Here is a 25,859-nt window from a genome sequence, read left to right as displayed (position 1 = left end):
TCTAATCAGTGTGGCAAGATGAACGAATAATATGGTGTGCTTATTGGGGCGCTTACTTATCTGATTTAGGGTAAACGTAATCTAACCAGCCCCACTTATCTTCTGTTGTTCCGTTGAATAGACCAAAGTAAGCAGCTTGAATTTCTTTGGTGATAGGGCCGCGCTTGCCTTCACCTACCGAGATTTGGTCAACACTGCGAACTGGCACAATTTCTGCTGCGGTACCCGTCATGAATACTTCATCTGCGAGGTAGAGTGCTTCACGCGCGATATTTTCTTCACGTACTTCGTAGCCCATCTCTTTGGCTAGCACCATGATTGAATCACGGGTGATGCCTGGTAAGATTGCGCTTGTTGCTGGTGGGGTAGATAGGATCCCGTTACGCACCACAAAGATATTCTCGCCAGCGCCTTCAGAGAGGTAACCATCAACACTCAGTGCGATGCCTTCTGCATAACCGTGGCGTCGTGCTTCACTACCGACTAATAATGATGAAAGATAGTTACCGCCCGCTTTTGCGGCGGTTGGAATGGTATTAGGCGCTGCGCGATTCCAGCTTGAAATCATGGCATCGACGCCACTTTCTAACGCTTCCTCACCAAGGTAAGAACCCCAAGGAAAAGCCGCAACAATAAGATCCATTTCAGTATCAACCGGTGGGCAAACTCCTAGACCGACATTACCGACATAGCCTAATGGACGAATATAAGCAGATTCTAGTTCGTTGACGCGAATCGTCTCGCGACAAATTTCCATTAATTCTTCAGATGAGTATGGAATTGGGAAACGGTAAATCTTTGCTGAATTCTTTAAGCGATCCATGTGTTCTTTATGACGGAAAACAATGGGACCATTAGGGGTGTTATAGCAACGAATACCTTCAAAAACCGACGTACCATAGTGCATAGCATGGGTTAAGACGTGAACATTTGCCTCTGCCCAAGGAACCATTTCACCATTAAACCAAATGTAATCTGCTGTGTTTGCCATCTCGTGTACCTTCCTTCTGTACTAATCTTGGTTTTCTAATAATGTGGTTTTGACGGTGCGTATATCCCAAAGCTTTTCTATTTGATTGATCAGCGTTGTAATCGGACGGTCACTGTCGACGATAATTTCTACACTTGCTATCTTACTTTCGTGATTCTGTGTTGCATTAACTTGTTTAATTATAAAACCACGGTGGCGAATAACGCGCAAAACTCGCTCTAGTAATACTGGTTTATCATCCGCTTTGATATCGAGTAGGTATCTTTCCATTAGGTATTCTCCAGCATATCTTGGTTTGCAGCACCGGGTGGCACTAATGGCCATACATTTTCTTTTTCAGAAATAAGTACATGCAGCAAATAGGCGGTTTTACTTGCGAGCATTTCTTTTAGTGCTGGCTCTACTTCTTCTTTCTTGGTGATTGTTTTACCTGGAATACCAAACGCACTGGCTAATACGACAAAATCAGGGTTGTCATCTAAGATCGTTTCACTGTGGCGTCCATCAAAAAACAGTGATTGCCATTGTCTTACCATGCCAAGGCGTTGGTTATTGATCAGCACCATTTTCACTGGAATTTGCTTACGCTTTAACGTGCCAAGCTCTTGAACATTCATCATGAATGAACCATCCCCCGATATTAGGATAGATTCATCGTTTGGTCTGGCGACTTTCGCGCCCATCGCTGCGGGCAAGCCAAAGCCCATCGTACCTAGGCCGGCAGATGTGATGTAATTTTGTGGTTCACGAGGTTGAATATGTTGTGCTGCCCACATCTGATGTTGGCCGACATCTGTCGAAATTACCGAGCTGTCGGGCATCATATCGGATAGTTGTTTCATCAACAGTGGTGCATAAATTAGATCGCCAGGGTGGTTATAACGCCATTTAAAATCAGAACGTAATGTTTCACTGTGCTGTACCCACGCAGAGATGTCTTGTGACAGTTCTAATTGCGGTAAGATCACATTGATATCACCGCGTAGTGGCGCGTTTGCGATACGTAATTTATTAAATTCAGAGGCATCAATGTCAAGGTGAATAACTTTCGCATGCGGTGCAAAGGTATCAAGCTTGCCAGTTACGCGATCATCAAAGCGGGCACCCACTACAATCAATAAATCAGATTCTTGAACGACTAAGTTCGCCGCCTTAGTGCCGTGCATACCCAGCATGCCTAAATAATGGGGGTCGTGACGCTCTACTGTGCCCAGCCCTTTCAGTGTACTGACCGCTGGCATTGGGTTTAGTTTTAAAAAAGTACGTACGGTGTCGGTTGCTTTCGCTAGTTGAACACCACCACCTACATACAATACAGGGCGTTGGCTGGCGGCGAGAAGACGCTGCGCTTCAGCGATTGATTCTGACGTTGCAACCGGAATGCTTGGCTCTTCAATAAACGGCAGTAATTCAACAGGCGCTTGGGCGAGTTGTACGTCTTTGGCGATATCAACAATAACTGGGCCAGGTCGACCTGCTTTGGCAACAATAAACGCTTCAGCTAACGTGGGCGCGAGATCATTAATGTCTGTAACAAGGTAGCTGTGTTTGGTACAAGACAATGACATACCAATCACATCCATTTCTTGGAAGGCATCGGTGCCAATATGCGAGCTGGCTACCTGTCCAGTAATCGCAACCATAGGCACAGAATCAAGAAAAGCATCGGCTAATCCTGTTACAAGATTAGTGGCACCTGGACCGGATGTCGCCATGCATACAGCAACATCTTGAGTGGCTCTAGCCATACCAATCGCAGCCATTGCAGCACCCTGCTCATGACGGCAAAGAATGTGTTCGACGCCACCATCATAGAGTGCGTCATAGATTGGCATAATTGCGCCACCAGGATAACCAAATATCGTGGTTATCCCTTGTTGCTGCAGCGCGTGTACAACTAACTCTGCCCCTGTCATTGCTGCTCCTTAAAAACGTGCTTCCGCATTGCTTTTTATTGCTGATTTTGAATATTTAAAAAAGCCCCCGAACCTTTCAGTGCGGGGGCTTATGCGTTTGTTATGTTTCTTGCTACCTAACGCCTAGCATTCCCCTCGTGGTGACATAATCACCACGATGACGATAATAATGAGTTGTAGGGCTTTGGCGTTAAATGGCATTTATTGTCTGTCCGATTTTATTGATTAATTGTCGCTCTACCTAAGTGGTAACACAGACATGACTCGCATGACAAGAAAAAACTTATGATTTCTTTGCAAACAATCTGCATAAATAGGCTTTTTGTGAAACGAAATAGAAGCGTTTCATTAACTTATTAGTATGTAATCTAAACAGGACGATTAAGAATGACTCTTGCGATTGTTCACAGCCGAGCATGTGTGGGTGTTGACGCGCCCGCCGTTACCGTTGAGGTGCATTTGAGTAACGGAATGCCTGCCTTCAATTTGGTTGGGTTGCCAGAAACCACGGTCAAAGAGGCACGAGATCGGGTTCGCAGTGCGATTGTAAATGCGAATTTTGAGTTCCCTTCACGTCGTCTAACAGTCAACTTAGCACCCGCCGATTTACCCAAAGAAGGGGGGCGATTTGATTTGCCAATTGCGCTGGGTATTTTGGCTGCGTCGGGACAAATTCCGATGAATAAACTGCACGAATATGAATTTCTTGGTGAACTCGCATTATCGGGCGATTTACGCCCGGTTAAAGGGGCGTTGCCAGCAGCGTTAGCATCAACGAAGGCTGGACGATGTTTAATTGTTCCTGATGATAATGGCGATCAAGTTGCGCTGGTGGGGAAAGAAAAACATCGTTCTGCTGGCGATTTACTGGCTGTCTGTGGGCATTTATGTGGTCAACAACAATTGCAGTTACATCATCGAAACGAGGCTGAAATAGCCCAAGAACGCCCTAAAAATGATCGCGATATGCAAGATATTATCGGTCAGCAGCAGGGTAAGCGTGCGTTAGAGATTGCTGCGGCTGGTGGGCATAACTTATTGTTTTTAGGCCCACCAGGTACGGGTAAAACCATGCTGGCTTCTCGCCTGTGTGATTTATTGCCTGAAATGGGGCACACAGAAGCCCTAGAAACAGCATCTGTTGCTTCATTGACTCAGCAGTCATTGCATGAAGGTAACTGGCTTCAACGGCCTTTTAGAACCCCGCACCATTCAAGTTCGATGGCGGCTTTAGTCGGCGGGGGGTCTGTGCCTAAACCGGGTGAAATATCCTTGGCACATAATGGCATTCTCTTCTTAGATGAAATGCCAGAGTTTGGGCGAAAGGTCTTAGATTCACTGCGTGAGCCGTTAGAGTCTGGTGAAATTGTGATCTCTCGTGCAGCCAGTAAAACCTGTTTTCCTGCTCGTTTTCAATTGATTGGCGCCTTAAACCCTAGCCCTACAGGTTATTACGAAGGCAACCAGTCGCGGACTAACCCGCAAGCGATATTACGTTACCTTAGCCGTTTATCTGGTCCGTTATTGGATCGATTCGATATGTCGATAGAAATCCCAGGCCTACCACGTGGCACATTGGCTGAAGGGGGGGATCGAGGGGAGACCAGTGCGGTTATCCAACAGCGAGTTCATCATGCAAGAAAGGTGATGTTAGCCCGTGGCGGCAAGGTTAATGCCTTATTGTCTACTCGTGAGCTAGATATTCACTGTGCGCTAGTCAAAGAGGATGCAGAATTTCTAGAAAGCGCATTACATCAACTTGGTTTATCTATTCGGGCTTACCACCGAATCATTAAAGTGGCGCGAACGATTGCCGATCTAGCGGGGAAAGACAAGATAGAGCGTGGGCACCTTGCCGAGGCATTAGGTTATCGTTCGATGGATCGATTATTAAAGCGTTTAACTGCTCAAGTGGTTTGATCAAACGGAGGTGGATGTGGCTTATGAGTCAAGGACCGCGTCTAAGATACTAAGTTGGTTTTCATTGAAGACTTGAATGCCCATCTTTGTTAGTGCAGCTGCGGTTAAACCTTGCCCGGTAACCTTTGTGCCATTGAATTGCCCATTGTAAATAAAATGGCTGCCACATGAGGGGCTATTTTCTTTCAAGATCGCGAACTTGATATTATGTTGCTGGCACAGTCTGACGGCTTGATGTGCGCCTTGTAAAAAGGCGTCAGTAACATCGATATTGTTCTTGGTTCTGATGGTTCCGTCTGCTTGAATTTCTGCTGGCGGTCGAGGTGTGGGTAACCCACCAGAAACCTCTGGGCATAATATGATTAAGCGATCTTGTTGTATCCACTGTTGTAATAAGCTATAGGTCAGCTGGTTATCTTTTCCATCATAACGTACTGGTAAGCCATATAAACAGGCGCTGATGAGGATCTTATCCATAAAAAGTAATACCTAATGCGGGATAAAAAGAAGGGGCATATAAGCCCCCTTCTATACTGCTGTGTACTCGCTTGAATATTACTTTTTAAGTAAGAAATTCACTAACTCGAAGTACTCATCAGAAGATTGTATTTTACCTGTCTGTACTAGGTATTTATTGTTAACAATAATAGCTGGAACACCCGTTAGACCACTATCTTGGAAGCCTTTATCAAAACGATTAACCATCGAATTAACGGCAAAGCTATTGTAGGCACCATCGAAATCTTCTGCTTTAACACCTTCATCAACGAAGATTTGACGTAATTCTGCATCATTACGCGGTGGCTTTTTCATCCCATGAACACGATTGAAAAGTACTGGTGTCATCTTGCTATCGATACCGAGAACGATAGATGTCGCGAAAGCTTTACTCATGGATTTACCCATAGAGCCACCCATGAAAGAAACATGATTTTTCTGGAATTTAGCATTATCTGGCAGTTGCTTTTTCAGTTCCTGAATCATTGGCTCAAAGCTATTACAGTGTGGGCAATAGAAAGAGAAAAATTCTGTAACGATCGGGCTGCTTGATTTAGGTAGTTCAAGTACTTTGTAGTAATCGCCTTCAGTAAACTTGGCAGCTTGAACGGAAAAAGATAATAGTGCTACGCTCGCTAGAGCCAAAAGTTTCTTCATCATGTTGCGGTGTACTCCCTGAGTTTTAAGAAATAGCCTTTAGCTACTTTCCATTGTTTTATTTATGTTGTGTTATTTTCTAGATGATTACCACTGTGGCATTAGTTGCAGCGGCGGTTCATTTAATGTCGCGATTTGCTCTTTAAATGATAGCACTTGTCCTTCCCAGTATTTTGCATCTGCAAACCATGGGAATGCACGGGGAAATGCAGGATCTTGCCAACGTTTTGCCAACCAAGCCATGTAGTGAACCATTCTAAGACCGCGTAAAGGTTCAATAAGTTGCAATTCTTTTGGATTGAAATCAGAAAATTCAGTGTAAGCTTCTAACAAGGTATCAAGTTGTGCGAGTCGATCATTACGATCACCATTTAATAGCATCCATAAATCTTGGACTGCAGGACCATTACGCGCATCATCGAGATCGACGAATAAAGGGCCATCGCGCCATAAAATATTACCTGGGTGACAATCGCCATGTAAGCGAATGGATTGCCAATCAGAGTGCCAACGTTGGTCTAGCTCTTTAATGAGTAGATCGAGATCTGAGAAAAAAGTTTTTTTGAGGTAGTCAGGAATAAAATCGGCATCTTCTAAAATTTTACGTGGTTGATAAAGGTACTCATCAAGGCTCATTGTGGAACGATGAACAAAGCTTTTGCTTTTACCTATGTTATGGATACGCCCTAGATAGCGCCCCACCCACTCAAGTTGATCAATATTATCAACTTCATACTGACGACCCCCCATACTTGGAAATAAGGTAAAACGATGACCTTTAAAATGCGTTAAAGTCTCACCCGAAAATACGATAGGTGCCGCAACTGGAATTTCTTGATCCGCTAACTCAAGTGTAAAATCATGTTCTTCTTGAATCTGCTCGTTAGTCCAACGTTGTGGGCGATAGAATTTTGCCACGTAGCGGGCGCCATCATCAGCTTTAAACTGATAAACCCTATTTTCATAACTGTTTAGCGCCAGTAATCCTGATTCGGCATACACACCCACACTGTCGAGCGCATCGAGTAATAAATCAGGCGTGAGGTCAGAAAAACTAAAGCTTTGTTGAGTCATTGCGGCAACATCCAGAACCAAATTAGTGATGTATCTTATACCATCATAATAAAAAAGGGCCCTGTTCTGGCCCTTTTATTGATATTACTGATTAAGTAAGACTAGCGAAGTTCACCAATAAAACGACTTTCAGTCTGCAGTGTGGTTTCATTTTCGCCCTCGCCTTTGTGCAAAATAAAGGTGATATCGGCAATTGGCGCTTTCATAACATAAGGGTCAACGCCTAAGCTGATTGGCAAGGTATAGATTTCACCTGCAGACACTTTTACGGTTTGAGCGCCATACCATTCGATTTCTTCTAACCCTTCGACTGACAGCGAAAAGGTGGTGTCTTGTTGGGTTTTATTCAGAATTTTCAAGGTATAGGTATTTTCAACTAACCCTTCATTATTGATTCTAAATAGCTGGCTTCTATCACGAAGCACATCCAGCCCCATCGGTTGAACCGAGGCAATTAAGTAGAAAAATAATCCGCCCATTACCAACATGACTGCGCCATAGCCGATTAATTTAGGACGCATAACATGGGTTTTATGACCTTCTAGCTTGTGTTCAGTGGTATAGCTGATCAGCCCTTTTTCATACCCCATACGATCCATGGTTTTGTCACATGCATCGACACAAGCACCACAGTTAATACATTCATATTGCAGCCCATCACGAATATCAATGCCCGTTGGGCAAACCTGAACACATAAATCACAGTCAATACAATCGCCTAAGCCTAGTTCTTTCGGGTCTTTCTTGCGAGAACGAGGGCCTCGGGCTTCGCCTCGTTCCTCATTGTAACCGACAATATAGGTGTCTTTATCAAACATGGCTGATTGGAATCGTGCATATGGGCACATGTGAATACAAACAATTGATCGCATCCAGCCGGCGTTGGCATAGGTACATACCGCAAAAAATAGTACCCAGAAACCCGCCCAGAAGCTGACATTAAACGTAAAAAAATCGACTACTAAATCTTTGACAGGGACAAAGTAACCGACAAATGTAAGCCCTGTTGCGAGTGCTACTGCCCACCATGCGATGTGCTTGAGTATTTTTCTACCCAGTAGTTTTTTGGTTAGCTTGAGTGAATCTTGCTTACGGCGTTTATTGGCCGAGCCTTCTAGTTTTTCTTCGAACCAGATATAGATAAAGGTCCAGACTGTTTGCGGACAGAAATACCCACACCAAACACGCCCTAAAAAGGTGGTAACAAAAAAGAGTGCGAACGCGGCAATCATGAAAAATGATGCCAGAATGGTGAGATCTTGAGGCCATAATGTCGTGCCAAAGAAGTTAAATTGCTGCTGACCGATATCTAACAAGATTGCTTGTCGATCACCATAAGGAATCCAGGGTACGCCCATAAAGAGCACCATTAATAGCCACCCCATCCGCTGGCGAAGTTGCTGATAAACCCCTTTTACGGCACGGACATAAATTTGGTTGCTTGGATTAAAACGATCTGATGTGCCTTTATGTGTTTTGGGGTTAAATTGTTGAGGGGTGACATCCTTTATTTTAATTTTCTCTTGGCTCATGACATTACTTTCCTTGGATTTCCTTGCACTGACACAGCAAAAGGATCGGTTCAGATACGTTGCCTGACCGTTAATGTAAATAATTACCGATAGATGTTATCAGTTGATTATATAACAGTCATTTTTCTGATTACTCTAACAAGGTCATAGTTTCAGCAATAGGTGCAGATGACAGCCCCAAAGGGTGTAACAGATGAGAAGTTAAAATAGGCTGATCTGATGTTCAGCCATATATGATGGGAATTCTGGGGGGTTACTTGATTATGCCACGTGCACGAAGAATGGCGGTTTTGAAGTCATTCTCACAATCTTTAGCGATGCCTGGGATCATGGCATTCTCGTCGCTATTACGCATTTTCAGATGATAAATCAGGATATCGTCAGTTAAATCTTCTAATTTACCTTCATACTTTGCTTCTTCTGCTAGTTTCAGTAGAAATTGAACTAAATTTAGGTCTGAATTTTTTTTCCATTCAGGGTGGATTAACTCGATAAGCTCGTTTACACGATGCGTTTTCATTACTTTCTCCAAAATTAAGGCTGAGCAAATATTGATATAATTTTATTATGAAATAATTATATCAAAAAATGCGTTGATTCAAACTGGAGACAGCAACGGAATTTGCTTATTGGGGATGGGTTTGAAAAGTTGATTCGATTAGATAAACAAAAGGCAGTGAAATGATCACTGCCTTTGAGTTACATCATGAATACTTACGCAGCTTGTTCATCAGTAACCGGATTGGTTAAAACGGGCTGAGAGGTTGGTATTGCATGAATATCAGCGGTGCTTTGCGGTACATTTTTAGGTTTAAATGTCGGCGCATGAGCGGTACTGCGTAAACGTGATGGACTGCGAGGGGTATTTCTTACATACCTGACGGGAGATGCGGGTCGCATGATTCACCAATAGTCAGGCTCATCCGTGGCCAAAAAAGAATAAACAATCATTAAGCAGGGGTATCCCCATAGGCAAAGCCCATCCAGAACAAAATGACCGGGTTGTTTGGTATTATTTTCGGCGCTGAGAATAGCAGCAAGGTGCCGATAAGTCGAGCGATGCATCAACGGAAGATGATGGTAATTATGCTGATATTTGGCTGAAAATAGAGAATGCGTTGTTATGTGTAGCAACTGTGAAGATAAGCGGTTCCAGCACCGTGACTTTGTGATGTAATGCGCAATATAAAAATTGGCAACTATTATAAAAATAGCCGTAGAGGGAACATTGATGGAACAGCAGAAAAGTGTACTTAATCGTAACTTGTCTTATAAGTTAGCAGAATCGATTGGTCGAAGTATTTTACAAGGGGAAAATGCCCCTGGTGATATTTTACCGGGTGAAATTGAACTTGGTGAAATGTACGGTGTGAGCCGTACTGCGGTACGTGAGGCGATTAAAATGCTTGCTGCGAAAGGCATGGTACATCCTCGCCCCCGTATTGGTACGCGTGTATTACCGAAGCGTAATTGGAATTACTTGGATCAGGACTTATTGGCATGGTTAAATTTTAGTGAGCATTCAGAGCTGGTTGCAGAATTTCAACAGGTTCGTATGACATTAGAGCCAGAAGCGGCGGCATTAACGGCATTAAATGCGAGTGATGCTGATCGTGAAGAACTGCAGTATTTAATGCAAGAAATGCACCTGCTAGGGGATGATTTTAATCAAGATAAATGGATTGAAATTGATACTCGTTTTCATCAGTTAATTTATTTTGCATCAGGTAATCATTTTATCAGCCCATTTGGTAACTTGTTTAAAGCTGTATTTGAAAACTATTTCCGCATTATCACTCGTGAACGCTTACTTAAATTGGATATTCATCAGCGAATTGTTGACGGTATTATTGCTCGCGATCCCGATCGCGCACGTCAAGCAACCGTCGACTTACTTAAGTAATCAATAACCTTGTTGGTATCAGTTGCCTCAAAAATGACAATGAATTTTTAAAGAGCTTGCGGTTTTGTTTCTACCTTTGCAAGATAAACAAACTGATTTCATATGATTCTTTAACCGTTTCATTGTCATTTTTAACAGGAGTTTTCATGTCTTTCTTTCGTAAGAGTTTTGCCAGTTTAGGGATTGGTGCTGCAAAAGTTGATACTGTTTTAAAGCGTGATGTGTTGATTCCTGGTGAAAAGCTACCTGTAGTAATTCATGTCCAGGGGGGAGCAACCGAGCAGCAGATCGATAATATCAACGTGCAGCTATGTTGCCGCTATATTGATGAAGTGCCTGTCAGTCGTGGTGATAGCGAGCACCGTAAAGAAAAAAGACCGCAAACCTGTGTCTTGGCTTCATGGTCGCTGCCAGAATCATTTGTTATCGGCGTTAATGAAGAACGCGAATTTGACGTTGATTTTGAGTTGCCATTCAATACTCCGGTGACAATTGGTGATGCTAAAGTGTGGCTCGATACCTACCTTGATATACCTTTAGCACGCGATCCTAAAGATACCGATACACTGACTGTACGTCCTGAACCATTGATGGATGGTGTTTTTACCGCATTAGAAAACGCAGGGTTACGTATTCTTCAAGTGGAATGTGAAGCTGCTTCTGGGTTTGATTTACCGTTTGTACAAGAATTCGAATTTGTACCCGTATCAGGGCCATATCATGGTCTTTGGCGTGAGCTTGAAGTTGTCGCTTATCGAGACTGTGATGGTTTGCAACTATGGTTTGAACTCGATCGACGCTTAAAGGGGATTTCAGGGATGTTATCTGGGTTTTTAGGCCGGGGTGAGTTGAAGCGTCATTGCCATATTTCAGCGCAATGCACACCGACTGAAGCTGGTCAGAAAGTGCTCGATTACCTTGATCAAACAACCTAAAATTGTGTTGGCCCTTTTCATGACGAGAAGGGGCTGATGTGTTGATATTGATGAATGGAAAATTCAGCTTACACGTGTACCCTGAAATGTGTCATACTGCTTTTCTATTGAGTATTAACGCTATCGGGAGCTGAGGATGGTAAAGAGTGTCGCACTGAAGCAAGGTTATTCAGTGACAGAAGAAATCGCGAATAGTGTTAGCCATGGTTTAGGTTTAATTTTCGGTATTGTTGGTTTGGTACTGTTACTGAACCAGGGCAACGCTGAGAATGCTGACTTTATGAGTATGGCGAGCTTGAGCATTTATGGAAGCAGTATTATTTTACTGTACCTCGCCTCAACGCTTTACCATGCTATCCCTTATGAACGTGCTAAGCGGGCTTTAAAAACGTTTGATCATAGCGCTATCTTTTTATTAATTGCTGGCACTTATACTCCTTTCTTATTGATCTCTTTACGTACCCCATTGGCTATTACCTTAATGTCTGTCATATGGGGACTTGCCATTATTGGCATTGCTCTCAAAATTATCTTTGTGTACCGGTTTAAGCGCTTATCTTTGATTACTTATCTGACGATGGGTTGGTTATCTGTGATTGTGGTCTATCAGTTAGCGATCTCAATTTCGACTGGTGGCTTAGTATTATTGGGTTTAGGCGGGGTTATTTATTCGTTAGGTGTGTTTTTTTACGTGAATAAACGCATTCCTTATAACCACGCGATTTGGCATATGTTTGTTTTAGGTGGAACGGTCTGCCATTTCTTTGCCATTTATTATTACGTTAAACCGATTTAATGATTCCAAGTAGCCTTATCCGTTCTCATTCTCGCTGAAATAAGTACCTTGAGTTAAGTTATTCGGCATACACGCTTTGGTACAGATAGAAAAAAAGAGAGCATATATGCTCTCTTTTTTATTGGTAACAGTATATTAGTCACGCCAAAATGCAGGAAAAAAGACCACGAGCACGGTGAGTATTTCCAAGCGTCCCATTAACATTCCAATGCTTAATGTCCATTTAGCCATATCGGGTAAGCTGGCAAAATTACCCGTTGGTCCAATAATACTTCCCATTCCAGGACCTACATTGGCAACGGCGGTAACAGCACCTGTAATACTGGTGACAGGATCTAAGCCAAGTATGCCTAATATCGCGGCAATAACCACAATGGTCAGAATAAAAGTTAGCGCAAAAGCTACAACCGAACGTACGATACCATCAGTGACTGGGCGACCATTATAGCGTTGGATAAATACACCTGAAGGATGAACCAGCTGCATCATCTGTTTGCGTAACAAGGCAAAAGCGACTTGAAAACGGAAGATTTTAATCCCCCCCGATGTCGATCCTGAACACCCACCCACCAACATAATGAAAGCAAAAATGATGCTGGGTAGCGGTCCCCATGCAGTGAAGTCATCAAGGCCAAACCCTGTTGTTGTCACCACAGAAATTATATTAAACAGCGATACGCGCAGTGCATCAATAAAGTTGTAGTCCAGCTTCCAGGTTAACCAAAGTGCAACCACTAATCCTGCTGATAGTACTAATAAAGTGAAGCCTCTTACTTGGGCATCTGCAAATAGAGCTCCTGGGCTTCTTTTTCGCAGTGCTTGTACAAATAAGAGGAATGGTAAACCACCCGCGAACATAAAGAAGGTTGCAACCCAATGTGCGCTGTGGGAAAAGTTATTCATTGAGCTATCAGAGGTTGAATAGCCACCTGTTGATAAGGTGGTAAAAGCATGGTTTATTGCATCAAACGTATTCATGCCTGTCATTACAAAACCAATGATGCACAATATAGTTAAGGTTATGTAAACATTAACTATATTCTTGGCAACACTTTTGGTTCTTGGTGAACTTTTTTCTGACCAATCTGACGATTCGGTTTGGAACAGTCGCATCCCACCTACGTTTAACATGGGTAGAATGGCGACGCCCATTACAATAAATCCAATACCACCTAGCCATTGTAATGTTGAACGCCAAAGCAGAATACTGGGTGCCATATCATCTAACCCACTAAGCACCGTTGAGCCCGTTGTCGTAATGCCCGACATGGTTTCGAAGTAGGCATCGGTAAAGCTGATGTGATTGATGAAGACAAAAGGCAGTGCCGCAAAGGCGCTGGAAATTGTCCACACTAAGGTTGTGATCAGGAACATCTCCCTGACCCCCAGCTTAAACTCTTTGGTTTTACCAAATGTTAGACATAGAAAAGCCACGGTATGAGTAATAATAACCGCGGTGGCGAAATCGATGAACCCACCAGTACCTGTAAAAAAGGCAACCAGGGTTGGGATGTACATGAAAAGGGCGATTTTAGATAAAACCAACCCGATCACGAACATTATGGGACGGAAATTAACCATAAGTTATAGGAAAAATGGGCTAGGTTGGAAGAGACGCTCAACATCAGGGATGTATTTTTTGTCGACGAGGAACATAACAACATGATCATCTTGTTCAATCATGGTTCGGTCGTGAGCAATTAAGACTTCATTACCACGGACGATTGCGCCAATGGTCGTGCCTGGTGGTAGCTTGATTTCACCAATGGAGCGACCAACAACTTTAGAGGTCGTTGAATCACCATGGGCTATTGCCTCAATCGCTTCAGCTGCTCCGCGACGTAATGACGATACATTGACAATATCGGCTTTTCGTACGTGAGTTAATAATGCTGAAATCGTCGCTTGCTGTGGCGATATTGCAATATCAATCGCCCCGCCCTGCACTAAATCGACATAAGCCCCGCGCTGAATAAGCACCATGACTTTTTTGGCTCCCATGCGTTTAGCAAGCATGGCAGACATGATGTTTGCTTCATCATCGTTAGTCACAGCAATAAATACATCAATTTGTTCGATGTGCTCTTCACTTAATAACTCTTGATCGGATGCATCACCACAGAACACGATGGTGTTTTCGAGCATTTCAGACAAGCTTTCAGCGCGCTCAGGATTACGCTCAATGAGCTTAACACTATAAGCCTGTTCTAATCGACGGGCGAGACCGGCACCAATATTACCGCCACCGACGATCATTAAACGCTTATAAGGTTTTTCTAGACGTTGAAGTTCACTCATCACCGAGCGAATATGATTGCTGGCTGCAACGAAGAATACTTCATCATCGGCTTCAATAATGGTGGTGCCTTGAGGACGAATCGGTTTGCCTTGGCGAAAGATAGCCGCAACACGGGTGTCGATATGTGGCATGTGCTCACGTAATGCTGATAATGCATTACCGACTAATGGCCCACCGTAATACGCTTTAACGGCAACTAAACCGACTTTATCTTCGGCAAAACTGACAACCTGCAGTGCGCCAGGGTATTCAATTAAGCGTTCGATATACCCTGTTACCAGCTCTTCTGGAGCAATCAAGTGATCGACAGGAACAGCATCTGATTGGAATAAAGAATCTTTTTCTTTGAGGTATTCCGGAGAGCGGATACGAGCGACGCGGTTAGGGGTATTAAATAAAGAAAATGCAATTTGGCAGGCAATCATATTGGTTTCGTCAGAATTGGTGACCGAAACTAACATATCAGCATCCTGAGCCCCTGCTTCACGTAGAGTACGTGGATGGCTCGCAAAACCCTGTACAACCCGAAGGTCGTATTTATCTTGCAGTTCTCGCAGACGTTCTGGGTCTTTATCAACAATCGTTATGTCGTTGTTTTCACCGACAAGGTTCTCTGCCAGTGTGCCACCGACCTGACCTGCGCCGAGAATGATGATTTTCATAGCATATGCCTGATTAAAGTATTCTGTGTAGGTTACTACGCTTCTAACTCAAGAGCATAATGATATGTCTTGAGTTAGAACGATTTAGGCTTTTTGAGGTACGCTTTGGTGTTAGCTTTTTTGCAGAACAGCGTAGTAGAAACCATCCATATCAGATTCACCCGGTAAGATCTGACGACCAGGTTGTTCCACATCACTATCGGCTTCTTGTCCACGATTGATCAAGGTCGCATCGGCTGTGCGGGCAAGGAATGCTTTCACTTGTTCGCTGTTTTCTTGTGGTGTAATCGAACAGGTCGCATATACCAAGATGCCACCAGATTTCAGCTGTAACCACATAGCATCAAAAATCTCAGCTTGAAGGATTGCGAGCGCTTCAATGTCGCTTGCTCGACGCAACCATTTAATATCTGGATGACGACGAATAACCCCCGTGGCAGAACAAGGTGCATCGAGTAAGATGCGGTCAAATTTTTCACCGTGCCACCAATCAGCAGGGTAACGTGCATCGGCACACAATACTGTTGCATCAAGCTTAAGGCGGGCAAGGTTTTCATGAACACGGGTTAAACGGCGTTCATCACAGTCAATGGCAACCACTTTAGCCGTTGGTTGACGCTCCATGATATGTGCAGTTTTACCACCAGGCGCTGCACAGCAATCAAGAATCAGTTCGCCAGCTTGTGGTTGCAAGAAATCGACTGCTAATTGGGCGGCACCATCTTGTACTGATGACCAGCCATCAGCAAAACCAGGCAGTTTGCTCACATCGCAAGGTGACAACAAACGAAGTGCATCAGCGGCTTCTGGGTGTAAGTCTGTCTCGATGCCAACATCATTAAGTAATGCGCGGTATTCATCGCGCGTATGGTGTTGGCGGTTGACGCGCAACCACATTGGGGCTTTGGTGTTATTAGCTGTAACAATCGCTTCCAACTGCTCAGGATAGCTAGCTTTCAGCATTTTTAATAACCAACCTGGATGGCCATATTTACCGGCATCGTGGCTGACTGATTGTGCATCTAGCTGTTCTTGTTGGCGCTGGTAGTTACGTAAAATGGCATTAATTAAGCCACGTAGCTGGGTTTTCTTGAGATCTTTAGTGGCATTAACTGTTTCGGCGACAGCAGCATGAGCGGGAATACGCATATGACCTAGTTGGTATAAACCCACTAAAATCAAATGGTGGAAAACGCGTTGCTTACCTTTTAAAGGCTTGTCCATTAGGTGAGTAGTAATCGACTCTAAACGGGGTAACCAGCGTAATACGCCGTAGCAAATCTCTTGCAGCAAAGCATGATCACGTTCTCGAATGTTCTGCTGGGCTGCTGGTAGTGCAGCTGAAAGGGATTGCCCCTGATCAACAACCTGAAAAACAACCTGGGCTGCTGCGGCTCTTACGTTCATGCGTATTTCCTGAATTTATTTTTAACGACGTGGAAAATAAAAAGCCAGTGATTGGGCACTGGCTTTAACATTACAGTTGAGTGCCAGGTTCAAACCACTCTCGGCGCGAGTTTAAAATATCTTGCGCTTTCATGGCTTTCTTTCCTGGAGGTTGAAGTTCGATAAGGCGAAGTGCACCTTTACCTGTCGCAACCGTGATGCCTTGTTTATCGGCTGATAAAATTGTTCCCGGTGTTTTACCTTGGTTGTCAGCTTCAACAACGGCATGCCATACTTTGACATTTTGTTCAGCAACAGCAAAGTAGCTCATTGGCCATGGGTTAAATGCGCGAATACAACGCTCAATCGCGGTTGCTTCCATTGCCCAGTCAATTTTAGCTTCTTCTTTACTCAACTTCTTTGCGTAATTAGCAAGTTCATCATTTTGCTTTTTAGCAATGGCAGTGCCTGCTGAAATCTCAGATAGACAGTCAATTAAAGCATTAGGACCTAATCCCGCCAGCTTGTCATACATCGTCGCACTGGTATCTGTTGGCTCGATAGCTAGTGTGGCGATAGTTAGCATATCACCCGTATCAAGGCCTTCATCCATTTGCATGATGGTTACACCGGTTTCTTCATCGCCAGCCCAAATTGAGCGTTGGATCGGTGCAGCACCACGCCAGCGTGGCAAAATAGAACCATGTACATTGATACAACCCAGTTTAGGCGTATCTAACACAATTTTAGGCAGTAGTAGGCCATAAGCTACGACGACCATGATATCGGCATTTAACGCCGCAAGTTCTTGTTGCGCGTCTTCATTGCGCAATGATGCTGGTTGATACACGGGCAGATCATTTTCTAACGCAATATTTTTAACCGGGCTCGCGGTTAATTTTTTACCACGACCAGCAGGACGATCTGGTTGGGTATATACGGCGATAACTTCATGCTGTGAAGACAACAACGCCGCCAGATGACGGGCGGCGAAGTCAGGTGTACCAGCAAATACAATACGTAACGGTTTGCTCAAGGTAACCTCGGATTAATTAGTCTTTGTCGTTAAAACGCTTCATTTTCTCTAGTTTCTGTTTAATACGCTGACGTTTTAAAGGCGACAGGTAATCAACAAACAACTTGCCAGCTAAGTGATCAAGTTCGTGCTGTACACAGATTGCAAGCAGGTCATCGGCTTCGAATGAGAACGGGTTACCATCACGATCAAGTGCTTTAACAGAAACTTCTGCCGCACGAGGAACTAATGCTCGAGAGCCTGGTACCGATAGACAGCCTTCTTCAATCCCATCTTCACCACGTTTATCTGTGATTTCTGGGTTGATCAGTACCATTGGTTGGTCACGCTCTTCAGAAATATCGATCACCACAATACGTTGATGAATATCAACTTGGGTTGCGGCTAAACCGATACCTTCTTCGTCGTACATGGTTTCTAGCATGTCATCGACGATGTTCTGGATTTCTGGTGTTATTGCTTCAACTGGCTTAGCAATAGTACGCAGGCGTTCATCAGGGAATGTTAATACTTGCAATAGAGACATAGATACTCGAAAAAATTAAACTGTTTTGAAAATGAAAATTACTTACTTGTTCTAATTCTAGTCATTTTAAAGATCAAATAACAGCATTGGCTGCATAACATTGTAAGCGATAACGATGGGTGGCAACGATTCTTTGCATTATTGGTGAATAGAATGAACACAATGTAATGCCGTAGATTGGAGGCAGTCAGCAAACTTGCTCGGTATCAGATGTATACGAACGAATAAAAGTTGAACTGTGCCTAAAACCGTTTCCTCCTGATTAGGTTACTTTGGACATCTTTTAAAACGAATGCCACCGTTGCTTCTTGTATTTATATGATTCTGTAATCATCGACAAGGAAGGCACAACATGAGGCTGGGCGTCTTATTGTTTATTCTGATATCTTCATTACCAGTTCGTTGGGCAAACGCTGAGTTACCGATTGTTGATAAAAATATTCCTGAAATTTATATTGTTAAAAAAGGCGATACGCTATGGGATATCTCTGCCTACTTTCTTGATAATCCTTGGTTATGGCCTCAACTTTGGCAGGCGAACAATTATATTCAAAACCCTCATTTAATCTATCCGGGTGATAAATTGCATCTGGTATGGATAAATGGTCGTCCGCAATTACAGTTAAAAAAGACCGTTGTGCTATCGCCTCAGATCCGGATTAAGCACTCTGCTATTACCACGCTACAAGAAACATTACTCTTTCCTTATTTAGCTGAAAATAAATTGATCACAGCCAAAAGCGCAGCTCAACTTCCTCGGGTTTTGGGGGCAAGTGATAAGAAGGGATACATGTCATCAGGTGACAGGATCTGGGTTGATACCGAGTTATTGTTAGGCACTGAGTGGTGGGTATATCGTGTTGAAACTGATTTTACCCGTAACGATGAGACCAAAGCGAAAGTCGTGTCACTCAAAGAGATTGCCAAGCTGAGAACGTCAGAAATACAAGAGAATATGAGCTTGATGACGGTGGAATCTTTTCGTCAAGAGATCAGTCAGAACGACATTTTATTGCCTGCACCATTAGATAGTGCAGCTGTTGATATGAACTTTTCACCATCAGCAGCACCTGCCGAGATTCAAGCCAGTGTGTTAGGGCACTTAGAAGGACATGAGTATATAGCGACATCTCAAGTTGTTGTACTTGATCGTGGTCATTTAGATAATCTCGCGGCAGGCAATGTATTACAGTTATTTAGACCTGGCGCGGAAGTAACAGGAGATAAAGGTAATTATGCGTATAAAAAAACACAACACTGGTTATCTGCAAAACGACAACTCAGTAATCTGTATATTGGCGAAGTAATGGTTATCCGTCCATATGAGTATTTTAGTTTAGCAGTCGTAACACGTAGCCTAGAGCCCTTTCGTGCTGGTGTGCTTGCGTTACCTCCATATTTAGTTGAATGATGACAATATTAGAAAGTTGGCTAATTCTAGCGGCGGTCCCATATTTAGGGGGTTGTAGAATTAGCAAATTATTGCAATATGCGACGCCGATAGAATTAATCGAAATGCCCGCCGAGCAACTTCGTGCCATTGGCTTATCATCAGCGCAAGTTGCAGCATTGCATAACCCCAAACGGCAACGTATTGATCATGCACTAATATGGGCAGAGCAAAATAATCACACCATTCTTACCTTAGACTCTCCTTTTTACCCTGCTTTATTAAAAGAAATAGCATCTGCCCCGCCTTTGCTGTTTGTTCGTGGTGAAGATCGTTGGTTACGTGAACCCCAACTGGCCGTTATTGGCAGCCGTTCTGCCAGTCTTGATGGGCGTGAGGCGGCGTATGATTTCTCTGCGGCATTGGTTGCCGCTAATTATGTTGTTACCAGTGGCTTAGCATTAGGCATCGATGGTCAAGCGCATTATGGCGCATTAAAAAATGGTGGTGCGACAATTGCAGTATTAGGTTCAGGACTTAACCATATTTATCCTGCGAGTCATCGAACCCTTGCCAGTCAAATTATCGAGCAAGGTGCTCTGGTTTCTGAGTTTTGGCCTGATGAAAAACCGCGGCCACAAAATTTCCCTCGTCGTAATAGAGTGATCAGCGGGCTGTCGGTTGGTGTTCTTGTTATAGAGGCTGCAGAGCGAAGTGGCTCATTAATTACGGCACGCTATGCTTTAGAGCAAGGACGAGATGTTTTTGCCTTACCCGGTTCGATTCATAATCCTGGCAGTCGAGGTTGTAATGCCTTGATAAAATCTGGTGCTAAACTGGTAGAAAGTCCGGTCGATATATTTGAAGAGGTAGGTGCGCTGACGGAATGCGCAATAAATAGCCAAATGAACTTGTCGTTGCCACAACCTGAAAATGAAAAATTGCCATTTTCAGCCGTGTTGGCTACCGTAGGCAAAGAAGCAATACCCGTTGATGTGGTTGCTGAACGCTGTAAACTGCCCATACATGAAGTTATGATGCAATTACTAGATTTAGAATTGCAAGGCGTTGTGAGTACAGTGCCCGGTGGTTATATCAGAACGAGGAGGGGCTAGTCATGATGGATATTCTTATGTACCTGTTTGAAACCTATATCCAAAGCGACGTGGAGCTATTGGTTGATCAGGATGAACTTTCAGATGAGCTTAGTCGTGCCGGATTTCATCAAGATGATATCTACAAGGCATTAAACTGGCTTGAAAAGCTTGCTGCTCTGCAAGAAACAGAAACCATACCGTACATGAATAATAGTGCGATAACGTCTATTCGTGTTTATATTCCACAAGAGATGGCTCGAATGGATGTAACATGTCGCGGATTTTTGACCTATTTAGAGCAAATTCATGTATTAAGTGCCGATACGCGTGAGATGGTTATTGATCGTGTGATGGAACTAGAAACAAGCGACTTTGTATTAGATGATTTGAAGTGGATTATTTTAATGGTGCTCTTTAACGCACCTGGTAATGAAAATGCTTACACTCAGATGGAAGAACTGCTTTACGGAGCAGAAGATGGATACATTCACTAATTATCGATAACCCTGCCCTAGCGAGTAATATGTAGTATGGCCGGCAAAGTTCACGACCAGTTATTTGATGCCCATGAGCATGCGTTAGAGCAAGAAGAACCCTGCCCGACCTGTGGTGGTCAATTACAAACGCGTTATGGCAAGCGTGGTCCTTTTCTTGGGTGTTCAAATTACCCTGAGTGTGACTTTATTCGTCCACTTAATCAGAACGACGGGCACATAGTGAAGCACCTTGGTAAGCCATGTCCTATTTGCGATAATGAACTGGTTTTACGACAAGGTCGCTTTGGGATGTTTATCGGTTGTGCGAGTTTTCCTGATTGCCAGCATATTGAGCCCTTAGAGAAAAAAGCGGACGATACTCAAATTTTGTGTCCAGATTGTCACAAAGGGCACCTCGTTCAACGAAAGTCTCGTTATGGCAAAGCATTCTTTGCTTGCGACCAATATCCAGCATGTCGTTTTGCTGTAAACAATAAGCCTGTCGCACAGCAATGTGAAACTTGTGGTTTTCCTTTATTAATAGAGAAAAGTTTTGCAACTGGCATCAAGTTGCAATGTGCAGATAAGAAGTGTCACCACATTCAACAATAATCGCTATCGATCTATTCGAAATTTCCTTTATAATACTGACGCAAACGATTACGTCACTTAAATATGGAAGGAAAGATGATGACTAAGCCATTTGTAGCTGTTTTGATGGGCTCAGATTCAGATTTGCCAGTAATGCAGGCAACGCTTGATGTTTTAAAATCTTTTGAAATTACTACTGAAGTGAAAGTTACTTCTGCTCACCGTACACCAGTAGCAACGCATAGCTATGTGACTGATGCTGAAGCGCGTGGTTGTGGCGTATTTATTTGTGCCGCAGGCTTAGCTGCTCACTTAGCTGGTGCTGTTGCAGGTATTACAACATTACCTGTTATCGGTGTGCCAATTGATGCCGGCCCTCTACAAGGTATGGATGCATTGCTTTCAACAGCAATGATGCCTGGTGGTGTGCCTGTTGCTACTGTTGCAATTGGCAGTGCTGGTGCAAAAAATGCTGGTTACTTAGCGGCTCAAATTCTAGCGACTGGCGACAAAGAGCTAGCATTAGCAGTAAAAGCTGATCGTCAAAAGAACGCTGAAGCAGTTATTGCGAAAGATGCTGCTTTACAAGAGCGTCTAAAGGGCTAAATAATAGCCATTGAATTTAAGAGGCGCTCTCTTTAGAGCGCCTTTTTTATTGCATTTAATATGGTTATTTACGAGGTCGATATGGACAACTTGCAGCAAGTTGTATCTGCGTTACAAAGCGGAGAGGTCATTGCTTACCCGACAGAGGGTGTATTTGGTGTTGGGTGCGATCCTGATAATCCACAAGCTATCGAAAAGCTACTTGCTTTAAAACAGCGTCCGATCGAGAAAGGTTTGATTTTGATTGCGGCAAATTATCAACAACTACAGCCGTATATTGATGATACCCAGCTTAGTGATTTACAAAAGCAGAAAATATTTTCGACCTGGCCTGGGCCTGTTACCTGGGTGATGCCTGTGAAGAAAGGTATTTCCCCTCTTTTGACAGGTAAATTTACATCCATCGCCGTTCGAGTGAGTGATCACCCTTTAGTGCAAAAGCTTTGTCATCAGTTTGGTAAACCTATCACCTCCACCAGTGCGAATTTAACTGGCTTACCACCGTGTAAGACTGTGGCTGAAGTACATAGTCAGTTAGGTGAGCACTTAAGTGCTATTTTAGAAGGTGAGACTGGTGGACGTGAAAACCCAACAGAAATTCGAGATGCATTTAGTGATACTGTACTGCGTCAGGGTTAGTGGTTAGCTAGAACAAGGATAAATAATGGAACATGTTGATAAACACGCAGTGAAAGCTTTTTTATTGTCGCTTCAAGATCAAATATGCCTAAGCTTGGAAAACCAAGACAAGAGGGCAGTATTTGAACAAGATGAATGGCAACGTGAACAAGGTGGCGGTGGCCGTAGCCGTGTTCTTCGTCAAGGAAGTGTGTTTGAGCAAGCTGGCGTTAATTTCTCCCATGTTTTTGGTACTAAAATGCCAGCTTCTGCTACTGCTCACCGTCCTGAACTCGCAGGTCGTAGTTTTGAAGCGATGGGCGTGTCATTAGTTATCCATCCTAATAGTCCCTATATCCCGACATCTCATGCCAATGTACGTTTCTTTATTGCTGAAAAAGAAGGTGAAGCACCAGTATGGTGGTTTGGTGGTGGTTTTGACTTAACCCCTTTTTATCCTTTTGAAGAAGATTGTCAGCATTGGCATAACACAGCTAAGCATTTATGTGCCCCATTTGGTGATGATATTTATGACCAGCATAAAGCATGGTGTGATAAATACTTTTTCTTACCTCACCGTAATGAAACGCGCGGTGTCGGTGGTTTGTTTTTCGATGATTTGAATGAGTGGGGCTTTGAACAAAGCTTTGCTTATACACAAGCGGTTGGTAACGGCTTTATTGACGGGTACTTGCCTATTGTTCAACGTCGCCAAGATATCCCTTATGGTGAGAGAGAACGTGAATTTCAGCTATATCGTCGAGGGCGCTATGTTGAATTTAACTTGGTGTATGACCGAGGCACGCTGTTTGGATTGCAAAGCGGTGGTCGTACCGAGTCAATCTTAATGTCAATGCCACCGCTCGCTCGCTGGGAATACTGTTATGAGCCTAAGGTCGGATCAGCGGAAGCTGATTTGTATGAAAACTACCTTAAGCCGCGAGAATGGTAGCAGTACGAACTGTTTGAGCTTCATTTAATGCAGTGATAGGGTCGATTTATCGGCCCTTAATTGACTTCAAGTTTTTTGGATTACGAGCACATGGATAAGTACGTTGTTTTTGGCAACCCTATTGCACAAAGTAAATCACCTTTCATTCATACATTATTTGCCCGTCAGACATCGCAGAAGATGGAATACACGGCAGAGCTAGCGCCAGCTGATGGTTTTAAATCTGCTGCGGATAACTTTTTCTCTGCGGGAGGGCGAGGCTGCAATATCACGGCACCTTTCAAAGAGGACGCATATCAATATGCGACTCAACTTTCCGAACGCGCTAAATTAGCCGGTGCTGTCAACACGCTCAAGAAGCTAGATGACGGTGGTATCTTAGGAGATAACACTGATGGTGAGGGTCTAGTTCAAGATTTATTACTCAATCAAGTTGAATTGGCTGGTAAGCGTATTTTGCTAGTTGGAGCTGGTGGAGCTGCACGTGGTGTTATTTTACCTTTGCTTGCTCAAAACCCTGCCGAGTTAGTAATAACTAATCGCACATTATCTAAAGCACAGCAGCTGGCTGAACTATTTGCGTCTTTTGGTTCTGTTTCGTCGGCTGCAATCGATACACTGAATCAACCGAATTTTGATGTGATCATTAATTCAACTTCTGCAGGATTAAGTGGGCAGTTGCCTGGCTTGCCAGAAAGTCTGATCAAACATGATATGGTTTGTTATGACATGGTTTATAGCGCTCAAATTACCGCGTTCAATTTATGGGCTAGAGATTTAGGTGCTGGAAAAGTAGTTGATGGGCTAGGTATGCTTGTTGGTCAAGCTGCAGAAAGCTTTATGTTATGGCGAGGGTTACGCCCTGGTGCCAAGCAGGTATTGCGAGAGTTACGCCGTATGCTTCAGGAGTAATGAGAACGAGATGAATCAAAATATTTTATTTTCCGACCTTCAAAACTGGGATGGTGACAAGCAAGCCGTCAACTTCCCTGCCCAGCAAGGTGGAGCGTTGATTACTTGTTGGGTAAGTCTTAAATGGCTGCAGCAACATACCTTACAGCCACTAGTCACTGAATCTGAGATCCTCGCTGCCTTCTCTGCCAATCGATTTGATTTAGAGGAGTTGGCAGAAGAGCAGATAGAAGATGAAGAGTTTGATAGTGAAGGTTGTATCTTTATTGGTTAAAGATTTTCACTTTCAGCTAAGTACTCATTTTTAAGCCTGACATAGTTATCAGCTGACGTTGGAAGAAAGGCGCGTTCGTTATCAGTTAATGGGCGCGCTTGTTTAACAGGGCTACCTATATAGAGGAAACCACTTTTAAGTACTTTGCCTGGTGGTACTAAACTTCCCGCTCCAATAATGACGTCATCTTCTATAATGGCGCCATCTAATAGAATTGCACCCATTCCGACTAATACACGATGACCAACATGGCAGCCATGTAACATTGCTTTGTGCCCTATTGTCACATCATCACCAATAATTAAAGGATGACCAGTGGGGTTATTGGGTGTTTTCCGTGTGACATGTAAAACAGCCCCGTCTTGTACATTGCTTCTTGCGCCAATTTTGATGTGGTTTACATCGCCTCTTGCTGCCACCAAAGGCCAAATACTGGCATCAGCGTTTAATTCAATGTCTCCGATAAGGACTGCTGAGCTGTCGATATAAACATTTTCATTAATAGTCGGCGTTATTCCTTTATAAGATCGTGGTGCTGAGTGCATAAGAGCTACCTTTATTGAATCATTACATAAGAGAATAGCGAGGTTGTGGTGTGATTTACATCGATAAATCGACCATTCGAACGATAAGTAGACACCCAAACGAATATGACGGTTTTATTTCAATATACCCCTTGCCAATGTGATCGAAGTCTCTATAATGCGACCTCACTGACACGGAGCACGGCGCTTAGCCAGCAACCTAGTCAGTATGTTCTTTAACAATTTGACCATGCAATCTGTGTGGGCACTCGTGAAATTTTAAGTCGA

The 25,859-nt window shown here is 43.5% G+C and carries 28 protein-coding genes; 13 read left to right on the top strand and 15 right to left on the bottom strand.

The features are described from left to right. Positions 1 to 52 precede the first annotated feature (52 nt). From ilvE to ilvG, 3 genes are read right to left on the bottom strand one after another with little or no spacing between them, the layout of a single operon-like run. Positions 53 to 991 carry a branched-chain-amino-acid transaminase gene (gene ilvE / locus C9J47_RS23935; RefSeq protein WP_107255741.1) on the bottom strand — a complete coding sequence of 313 codons (939 nt, stop codon included), beginning with the start codon at positions 989 to 991 and terminating at the stop codon, positions 53 to 55. A gap of 21 nt (positions 992 to 1,012) precedes the next feature. Then, a complete protein-coding gene (ilvM, locus tag C9J47_RS23930; RefSeq protein WP_041394599.1) occupies positions 1,013 to 1,261 on the bottom strand; it encodes an acetolactate synthase 2 small subunit in 249 nt (82 codons plus the stop codon). Further along, positions 1,261 to 2,907, bottom strand: a complete 1,647-nt coding sequence (gene ilvG, locus C9J47_RS23925) for an acetolactate synthase 2 catalytic subunit (RefSeq protein ID WP_107255740.1) — start codon at positions 2,905 to 2,907, stop codon at positions 1,261 to 1,263. Before ilvG ends, ilvM begins: the two co-directional genes overlap by 1 nt. A 387-nt stretch (positions 2,908 to 3,294) precedes the next feature. On the opposite strand from ilvG, the gene C9J47_RS23920 reads away from it, so the two are divergent. Further along, entirely contained in the window at positions 3,295 to 4,827 is a 1,533-nt protein-coding gene (locus C9J47_RS23920) for a YifB family Mg chelatase-like AAA ATPase (protein ID WP_107255739.1), read from the top strand. 21 nt (positions 4,828 to 4,848) lie between these two features. Here C9J47_RS23920 and C9J47_RS23915 read toward each other — a convergent pair whose 3' ends face one another. From C9J47_RS23915 to C9J47_RS23890, 6 genes are all read right to left on the bottom strand, one after another. Then, positions 4,849 to 5,304: a 2-thiouracil desulfurase family protein gene (locus C9J47_RS23915; RefSeq protein WP_107255738.1), complete on the bottom strand. Its 456-nt coding sequence runs from the start codon at positions 5,302 to 5,304 to the stop codon at positions 4,849 to 4,851. Between the two features lie 78 nt (positions 5,305 to 5,382). Then, positions 5,383 to 5,985, bottom strand: a complete 603-nt coding sequence (locus C9J47_RS23910) for a thiol:disulfide interchange protein DsbA/DsbL (protein ID WP_107255737.1) — start codon at positions 5,983 to 5,985, stop codon at positions 5,383 to 5,385. Positions 5,986 to 6,069: 84 nt separating this feature from the next. Beyond that, entirely contained in the window at positions 6,070 to 7,056 is a 987-nt protein-coding gene (locus tag C9J47_RS23905; protein ID WP_107255736.1) for a serine/threonine protein kinase, read from the bottom strand. Positions 7,057 to 7,157: 101 nt separating this feature from the next. Then, a complete protein-coding gene (gene ccoG, locus C9J47_RS23900; protein ID WP_107255735.1) occupies positions 7,158 to 8,588 on the bottom strand; it encodes a cytochrome c oxidase accessory protein CcoG in 1,431 nt (476 codons plus the stop codon). 253 nt (positions 8,589 to 8,841) lie between these two features. After that, entirely contained in the window at positions 8,842 to 9,108 is a 267-nt protein-coding gene (locus C9J47_RS23895) for a YihD family protein (RefSeq protein ID WP_006233383.1), read from the bottom strand. 194 nt (positions 9,109 to 9,302) lie between these two features. Further along, positions 9,303 to 9,488 (bottom strand): hypothetical protein, encoded by a 186-nt coding sequence (locus tag C9J47_RS23890; RefSeq protein WP_081450130.1) that lies wholly within the window; start codon positions 9,486 to 9,488, stop codon positions 9,303 to 9,305. A 331-nt stretch (positions 9,489 to 9,819) separates the two neighbouring features. Between C9J47_RS23890 and C9J47_RS23885 the strand changes: the two genes are divergently transcribed. From C9J47_RS23885 to trhA, 3 genes are all read left to right on the top strand, one after another. Then, positions 9,820 to 10,491 carry a FadR/GntR family transcriptional regulator gene (locus C9J47_RS23885; protein WP_107255734.1) on the top strand — a complete coding sequence of 224 codons (672 nt, stop codon included), beginning with the start codon at positions 9,820 to 9,822 and terminating at the stop codon, positions 10,489 to 10,491. Positions 10,492 to 10,637: 146 nt separating this feature from the next. Next, positions 10,638 to 11,426, top strand: coding sequence for a sporulation protein (locus C9J47_RS23880; protein ID WP_107255733.1), 789 nt, complete (start codon positions 10,638 to 10,640; stop codon positions 11,424 to 11,426). Between the two features lie 136 nt (positions 11,427 to 11,562). Continuing rightward, positions 11,563 to 12,222, top strand: a complete 660-nt coding sequence (gene trhA, locus C9J47_RS23875; RefSeq protein WP_107255732.1) for a PAQR family membrane homeostasis protein TrhA — start codon at positions 11,563 to 11,565, stop codon at positions 12,220 to 12,222. Between the two features lie 135 nt (positions 12,223 to 12,357). Here trhA and C9J47_RS23870 read toward each other — a convergent pair whose 3' ends face one another. The 5 genes from C9J47_RS23870 to def all read right to left on the bottom strand — a co-directional run bounded on the left by C9J47_RS23870 (position 12,358) and on the right by def (position 18,131). Beyond that, entirely contained in the window at positions 12,358 to 13,803 is a 1,446-nt protein-coding gene (locus C9J47_RS23870; protein ID WP_107255731.1) for a TrkH family potassium uptake protein, read from the bottom strand. Between the two features lie 3 nt (positions 13,804 to 13,806). Further along, positions 13,807 to 15,183 (bottom strand): Trk system potassium transporter TrkA, encoded by a 1,377-nt coding sequence (trkA, locus tag C9J47_RS23865; RefSeq protein WP_107255730.1) that lies wholly within the window; start codon positions 15,181 to 15,183, stop codon positions 13,807 to 13,809. A 111-nt stretch (positions 15,184 to 15,294) separates the two neighbouring features. Then, positions 15,295 to 16,590 (bottom strand): 16S rRNA (cytosine(967)-C(5))-methyltransferase RsmB, encoded by a 1,296-nt coding sequence (gene rsmB, locus C9J47_RS23860; protein ID WP_107255729.1) that lies wholly within the window; start codon positions 16,588 to 16,590, stop codon positions 15,295 to 15,297. A 70-nt stretch (positions 16,591 to 16,660) separates the two neighbouring features. Further along, entirely contained in the window at positions 16,661 to 17,605 is a 945-nt protein-coding gene (fmt, locus tag C9J47_RS23855; protein ID WP_107255728.1) for a methionyl-tRNA formyltransferase, read from the bottom strand. 16 nt (positions 17,606 to 17,621) lie between these two features. After that, positions 17,622 to 18,131 carry a peptide deformylase gene (gene def, locus C9J47_RS23850; protein WP_006233391.1) on the bottom strand — a complete coding sequence of 170 codons (510 nt, stop codon included), beginning with the start codon at positions 18,129 to 18,131 and terminating at the stop codon, positions 17,622 to 17,624. Positions 18,132 to 18,483: 352 nt separating this feature from the next. Between def and C9J47_RS23845 the strand changes: the two genes are divergently transcribed. The 9 genes from C9J47_RS23845 (at position 18,484) to C9J47_RS23805 (ending at position 25,047) form a co-directional block, all read left to right on the top strand. Beyond that, positions 18,484 to 19,542, top strand: a complete 1,059-nt coding sequence (locus C9J47_RS23845; protein ID WP_107255727.1) for a LysM peptidoglycan-binding domain-containing protein — start codon at positions 18,484 to 18,486, stop codon at positions 19,540 to 19,542. Further along, entirely contained in the window at positions 19,539 to 20,636 is a 1,098-nt protein-coding gene (gene dprA, locus C9J47_RS23840) for a DNA-processing protein DprA (RefSeq protein ID WP_170107570.1), read from the top strand. Before C9J47_RS23845 ends, dprA begins: the two co-directional genes overlap by 4 nt. Positions 20,637 to 20,638: 2 nt before the next feature. Then, positions 20,639 to 21,112, top strand: a complete 474-nt coding sequence (locus C9J47_RS23835) for a DUF494 family protein (RefSeq protein ID WP_006233394.1) — start codon at positions 20,639 to 20,641, stop codon at positions 21,110 to 21,112. A gap of 36 nt (positions 21,113 to 21,148) precedes the next feature. Beyond that, on the top strand, positions 21,149 to 21,706 hold the full coding sequence (locus tag C9J47_RS23830; RefSeq protein ID WP_107255726.1) for a DNA topoisomerase family protein: 558 nt from the start codon (positions 21,149 to 21,151) through the stop codon (positions 21,704 to 21,706). Positions 21,707 to 21,781: 75 nt separating this feature from the next. Beyond that, complete coding sequence (gene purE, locus C9J47_RS23825; RefSeq protein WP_242610876.1) at positions 21,782 to 22,291, top strand: 5-(carboxyamino)imidazole ribonucleotide mutase; 510 nt, start codon at positions 21,782 to 21,784, stop codon at positions 22,289 to 22,291. 81 nt (positions 22,292 to 22,372) lie between these two features. After that, the gene (gene tsaC, locus C9J47_RS23820; RefSeq protein ID WP_211321788.1) at positions 22,373 to 22,930 is read left to right on the top strand and encodes an L-threonylcarbamoyladenylate synthase type 1 TsaC; all 558 of its coding nucleotides are present in this window, start codon (positions 22,373 to 22,375) and stop codon (positions 22,928 to 22,930) included. 25 nt (positions 22,931 to 22,955) lie between these two features. Further along, positions 22,956 to 23,861 carry an oxygen-dependent coproporphyrinogen oxidase gene (gene hemF, locus C9J47_RS23815; RefSeq protein WP_107255724.1) on the top strand — a complete coding sequence of 302 codons (906 nt, stop codon included), beginning with the start codon at positions 22,956 to 22,958 and terminating at the stop codon, positions 23,859 to 23,861. 90 nt (positions 23,862 to 23,951) lie between these two features. After that, entirely contained in the window at positions 23,952 to 24,773 is an 822-nt protein-coding gene (aroE, locus tag C9J47_RS23810; RefSeq protein WP_006233399.1) for a shikimate dehydrogenase, read from the top strand. Positions 24,774 to 24,783: 10 nt separating this feature from the next. Continuing rightward, positions 24,784 to 25,047, top strand: a complete 264-nt coding sequence (locus C9J47_RS23805; RefSeq protein WP_107255723.1) for a DUF1488 family protein — start codon at positions 24,784 to 24,786, stop codon at positions 25,045 to 25,047. On the opposite strand, the gene C9J47_RS23800 is transcribed toward C9J47_RS23805, so the two are convergent. Next, positions 25,044 to 25,592, bottom strand: coding sequence for a gamma carbonic anhydrase family protein (locus C9J47_RS23800; RefSeq protein ID WP_107255722.1), 549 nt, complete (start codon positions 25,590 to 25,592; stop codon positions 25,044 to 25,046). The genes C9J47_RS23805 and C9J47_RS23800 overlap by 4 nt on opposite strands. Positions 25,593 to 25,859: the final 267 nt, after the last annotated feature.

The sequence above is a fragment of the Photobacterium indicum genome (genome assembly GCF_003026215.1).
In the GTDB taxonomy this organism is placed as follows: domain Bacteria; phylum Pseudomonadota; class Gammaproteobacteria; order Enterobacterales; family Vibrionaceae; genus Photobacterium; species Photobacterium indicum.
Note: the sequence above shows the minus strand (reverse complement) of the source record. Positions and strands in the feature narration are given on the sequence as shown.

Coding starts and splice junctions, on each gene's coding strand:
- ilvE (WP_107255741.1), bottom strand. CDS start 991: ATGGCAAACACAGCAGATTACATTTGGTTTAATGGTGAAATGGTTCCT.
- ilvM (WP_041394599.1), bottom strand. CDS start 1,261: ATGGAAAGATACCTACTCGATATCAAAGCGGATGATAAACCAGTATTA.
- ilvG (WP_107255740.1), bottom strand. CDS start 2,907: ATGACAGGGGCAGAGTTAGTTGTACACGCGCTGCAGCAACAAGGGATA.
- C9J47_RS23920 (WP_107255739.1), top strand. CDS start 3,295: ATGACTCTTGCGATTGTTCACAGCCGAGCATGTGTGGGTGTTGACGCG.
- C9J47_RS23915 (WP_107255738.1), bottom strand. CDS start 5,304: ATGGATAAGATCCTCATCAGCGCCTGTTTATATGGCTTACCAGTACGT.
- C9J47_RS23910 (WP_107255737.1), bottom strand. CDS start 5,985: ATGATGAAGAAACTTTTGGCTCTAGCGAGCGTAGCACTATTATCTTTT.
- C9J47_RS23905 (WP_107255736.1), bottom strand. CDS start 7,056: ATGACTCAACAAAGCTTTAGTTTTTCTGACCTCACGCCTGATTTATTA.
- ccoG (WP_107255735.1), bottom strand. CDS start 8,588: ATGAGCCAAGAGAAAATTAAAATAAAGGATGTCACCCCTCAACAATTT.
- C9J47_RS23895 (WP_006233383.1), bottom strand. CDS start 9,108: ATGAAAACGCATCGTGTAAACGAGCTTATCGAGTTAATCCACCCTGAA.
- C9J47_RS23890 (WP_081450130.1), bottom strand. CDS start 9,488: ATGCGACCCGCATCTCCCGTCAGGTATGTAAGAAATACCCCTCGCAGT.
- C9J47_RS23885 (WP_107255734.1), top strand. CDS start 9,820: ATGGAACAGCAGAAAAGTGTACTTAATCGTAACTTGTCTTATAAGTTA.
- C9J47_RS23880 (WP_107255733.1), top strand. CDS start 10,638: ATGTCTTTCTTTCGTAAGAGTTTTGCCAGTTTAGGGATTGGTGCTGCA.
- trhA (WP_107255732.1), top strand. CDS start 11,563: ATGGTAAAGAGTGTCGCACTGAAGCAAGGTTATTCAGTGACAGAAGAA.
- C9J47_RS23870 (WP_107255731.1), bottom strand. CDS start 13,803: ATGGTTAATTTCCGTCCCATAATGTTCGTGATCGGGTTGGTTTTATCT.
- trkA (WP_107255730.1), bottom strand. CDS start 15,183: ATGAAAATCATCATTCTCGGCGCAGGTCAGGTCGGTGGCACACTGGCA.
- rsmB (WP_107255729.1), bottom strand. CDS start 16,590: ATGAACGTAAGAGCCGCAGCAGCCCAGGTTGTTTTTCAGGTTGTTGAT.
- def (WP_006233391.1), bottom strand. CDS start 18,131: ATGTCTCTATTGCAAGTATTAACATTCCCTGATGAACGCCTGCGTACT.
- C9J47_RS23845 (WP_107255727.1), top strand. CDS start 18,484: ATGAGGCTGGGCGTCTTATTGTTTATTCTGATATCTTCATTACCAGTT.
- dprA (WP_170107570.1), top strand. CDS start 19,539: ATGATGACAATATTAGAAAGTTGGCTAATTCTAGCGGCGGTCCCATAT.
- C9J47_RS23835 (WP_006233394.1), top strand. CDS start 20,639: ATGATGGATATTCTTATGTACCTGTTTGAAACCTATATCCAAAGCGAC.
- C9J47_RS23830 (WP_107255726.1), top strand. CDS start 21,149: ATGGCCGGCAAAGTTCACGACCAGTTATTTGATGCCCATGAGCATGCG.
- purE (WP_242610876.1), top strand. CDS start 21,782: ATGATGACTAAGCCATTTGTAGCTGTTTTGATGGGCTCAGATTCAGAT.
- tsaC (WP_211321788.1), top strand. CDS start 22,373: ATGGACAACTTGCAGCAAGTTGTATCTGCGTTACAAAGCGGAGAGGTC.
- hemF (WP_107255724.1), top strand. CDS start 22,956: ATGGAACATGTTGATAAACACGCAGTGAAAGCTTTTTTATTGTCGCTT.
- aroE (WP_006233399.1), top strand. CDS start 23,952: ATGGATAAGTACGTTGTTTTTGGCAACCCTATTGCACAAAGTAAATCA.
- C9J47_RS23805 (WP_107255723.1), top strand. CDS start 24,784: ATGAATCAAAATATTTTATTTTCCGACCTTCAAAACTGGGATGGTGAC.
- C9J47_RS23800 (WP_107255722.1), bottom strand. CDS start 25,592: ATGCACTCAGCACCACGATCTTATAAAGGAATAACGCCGACTATTAAT.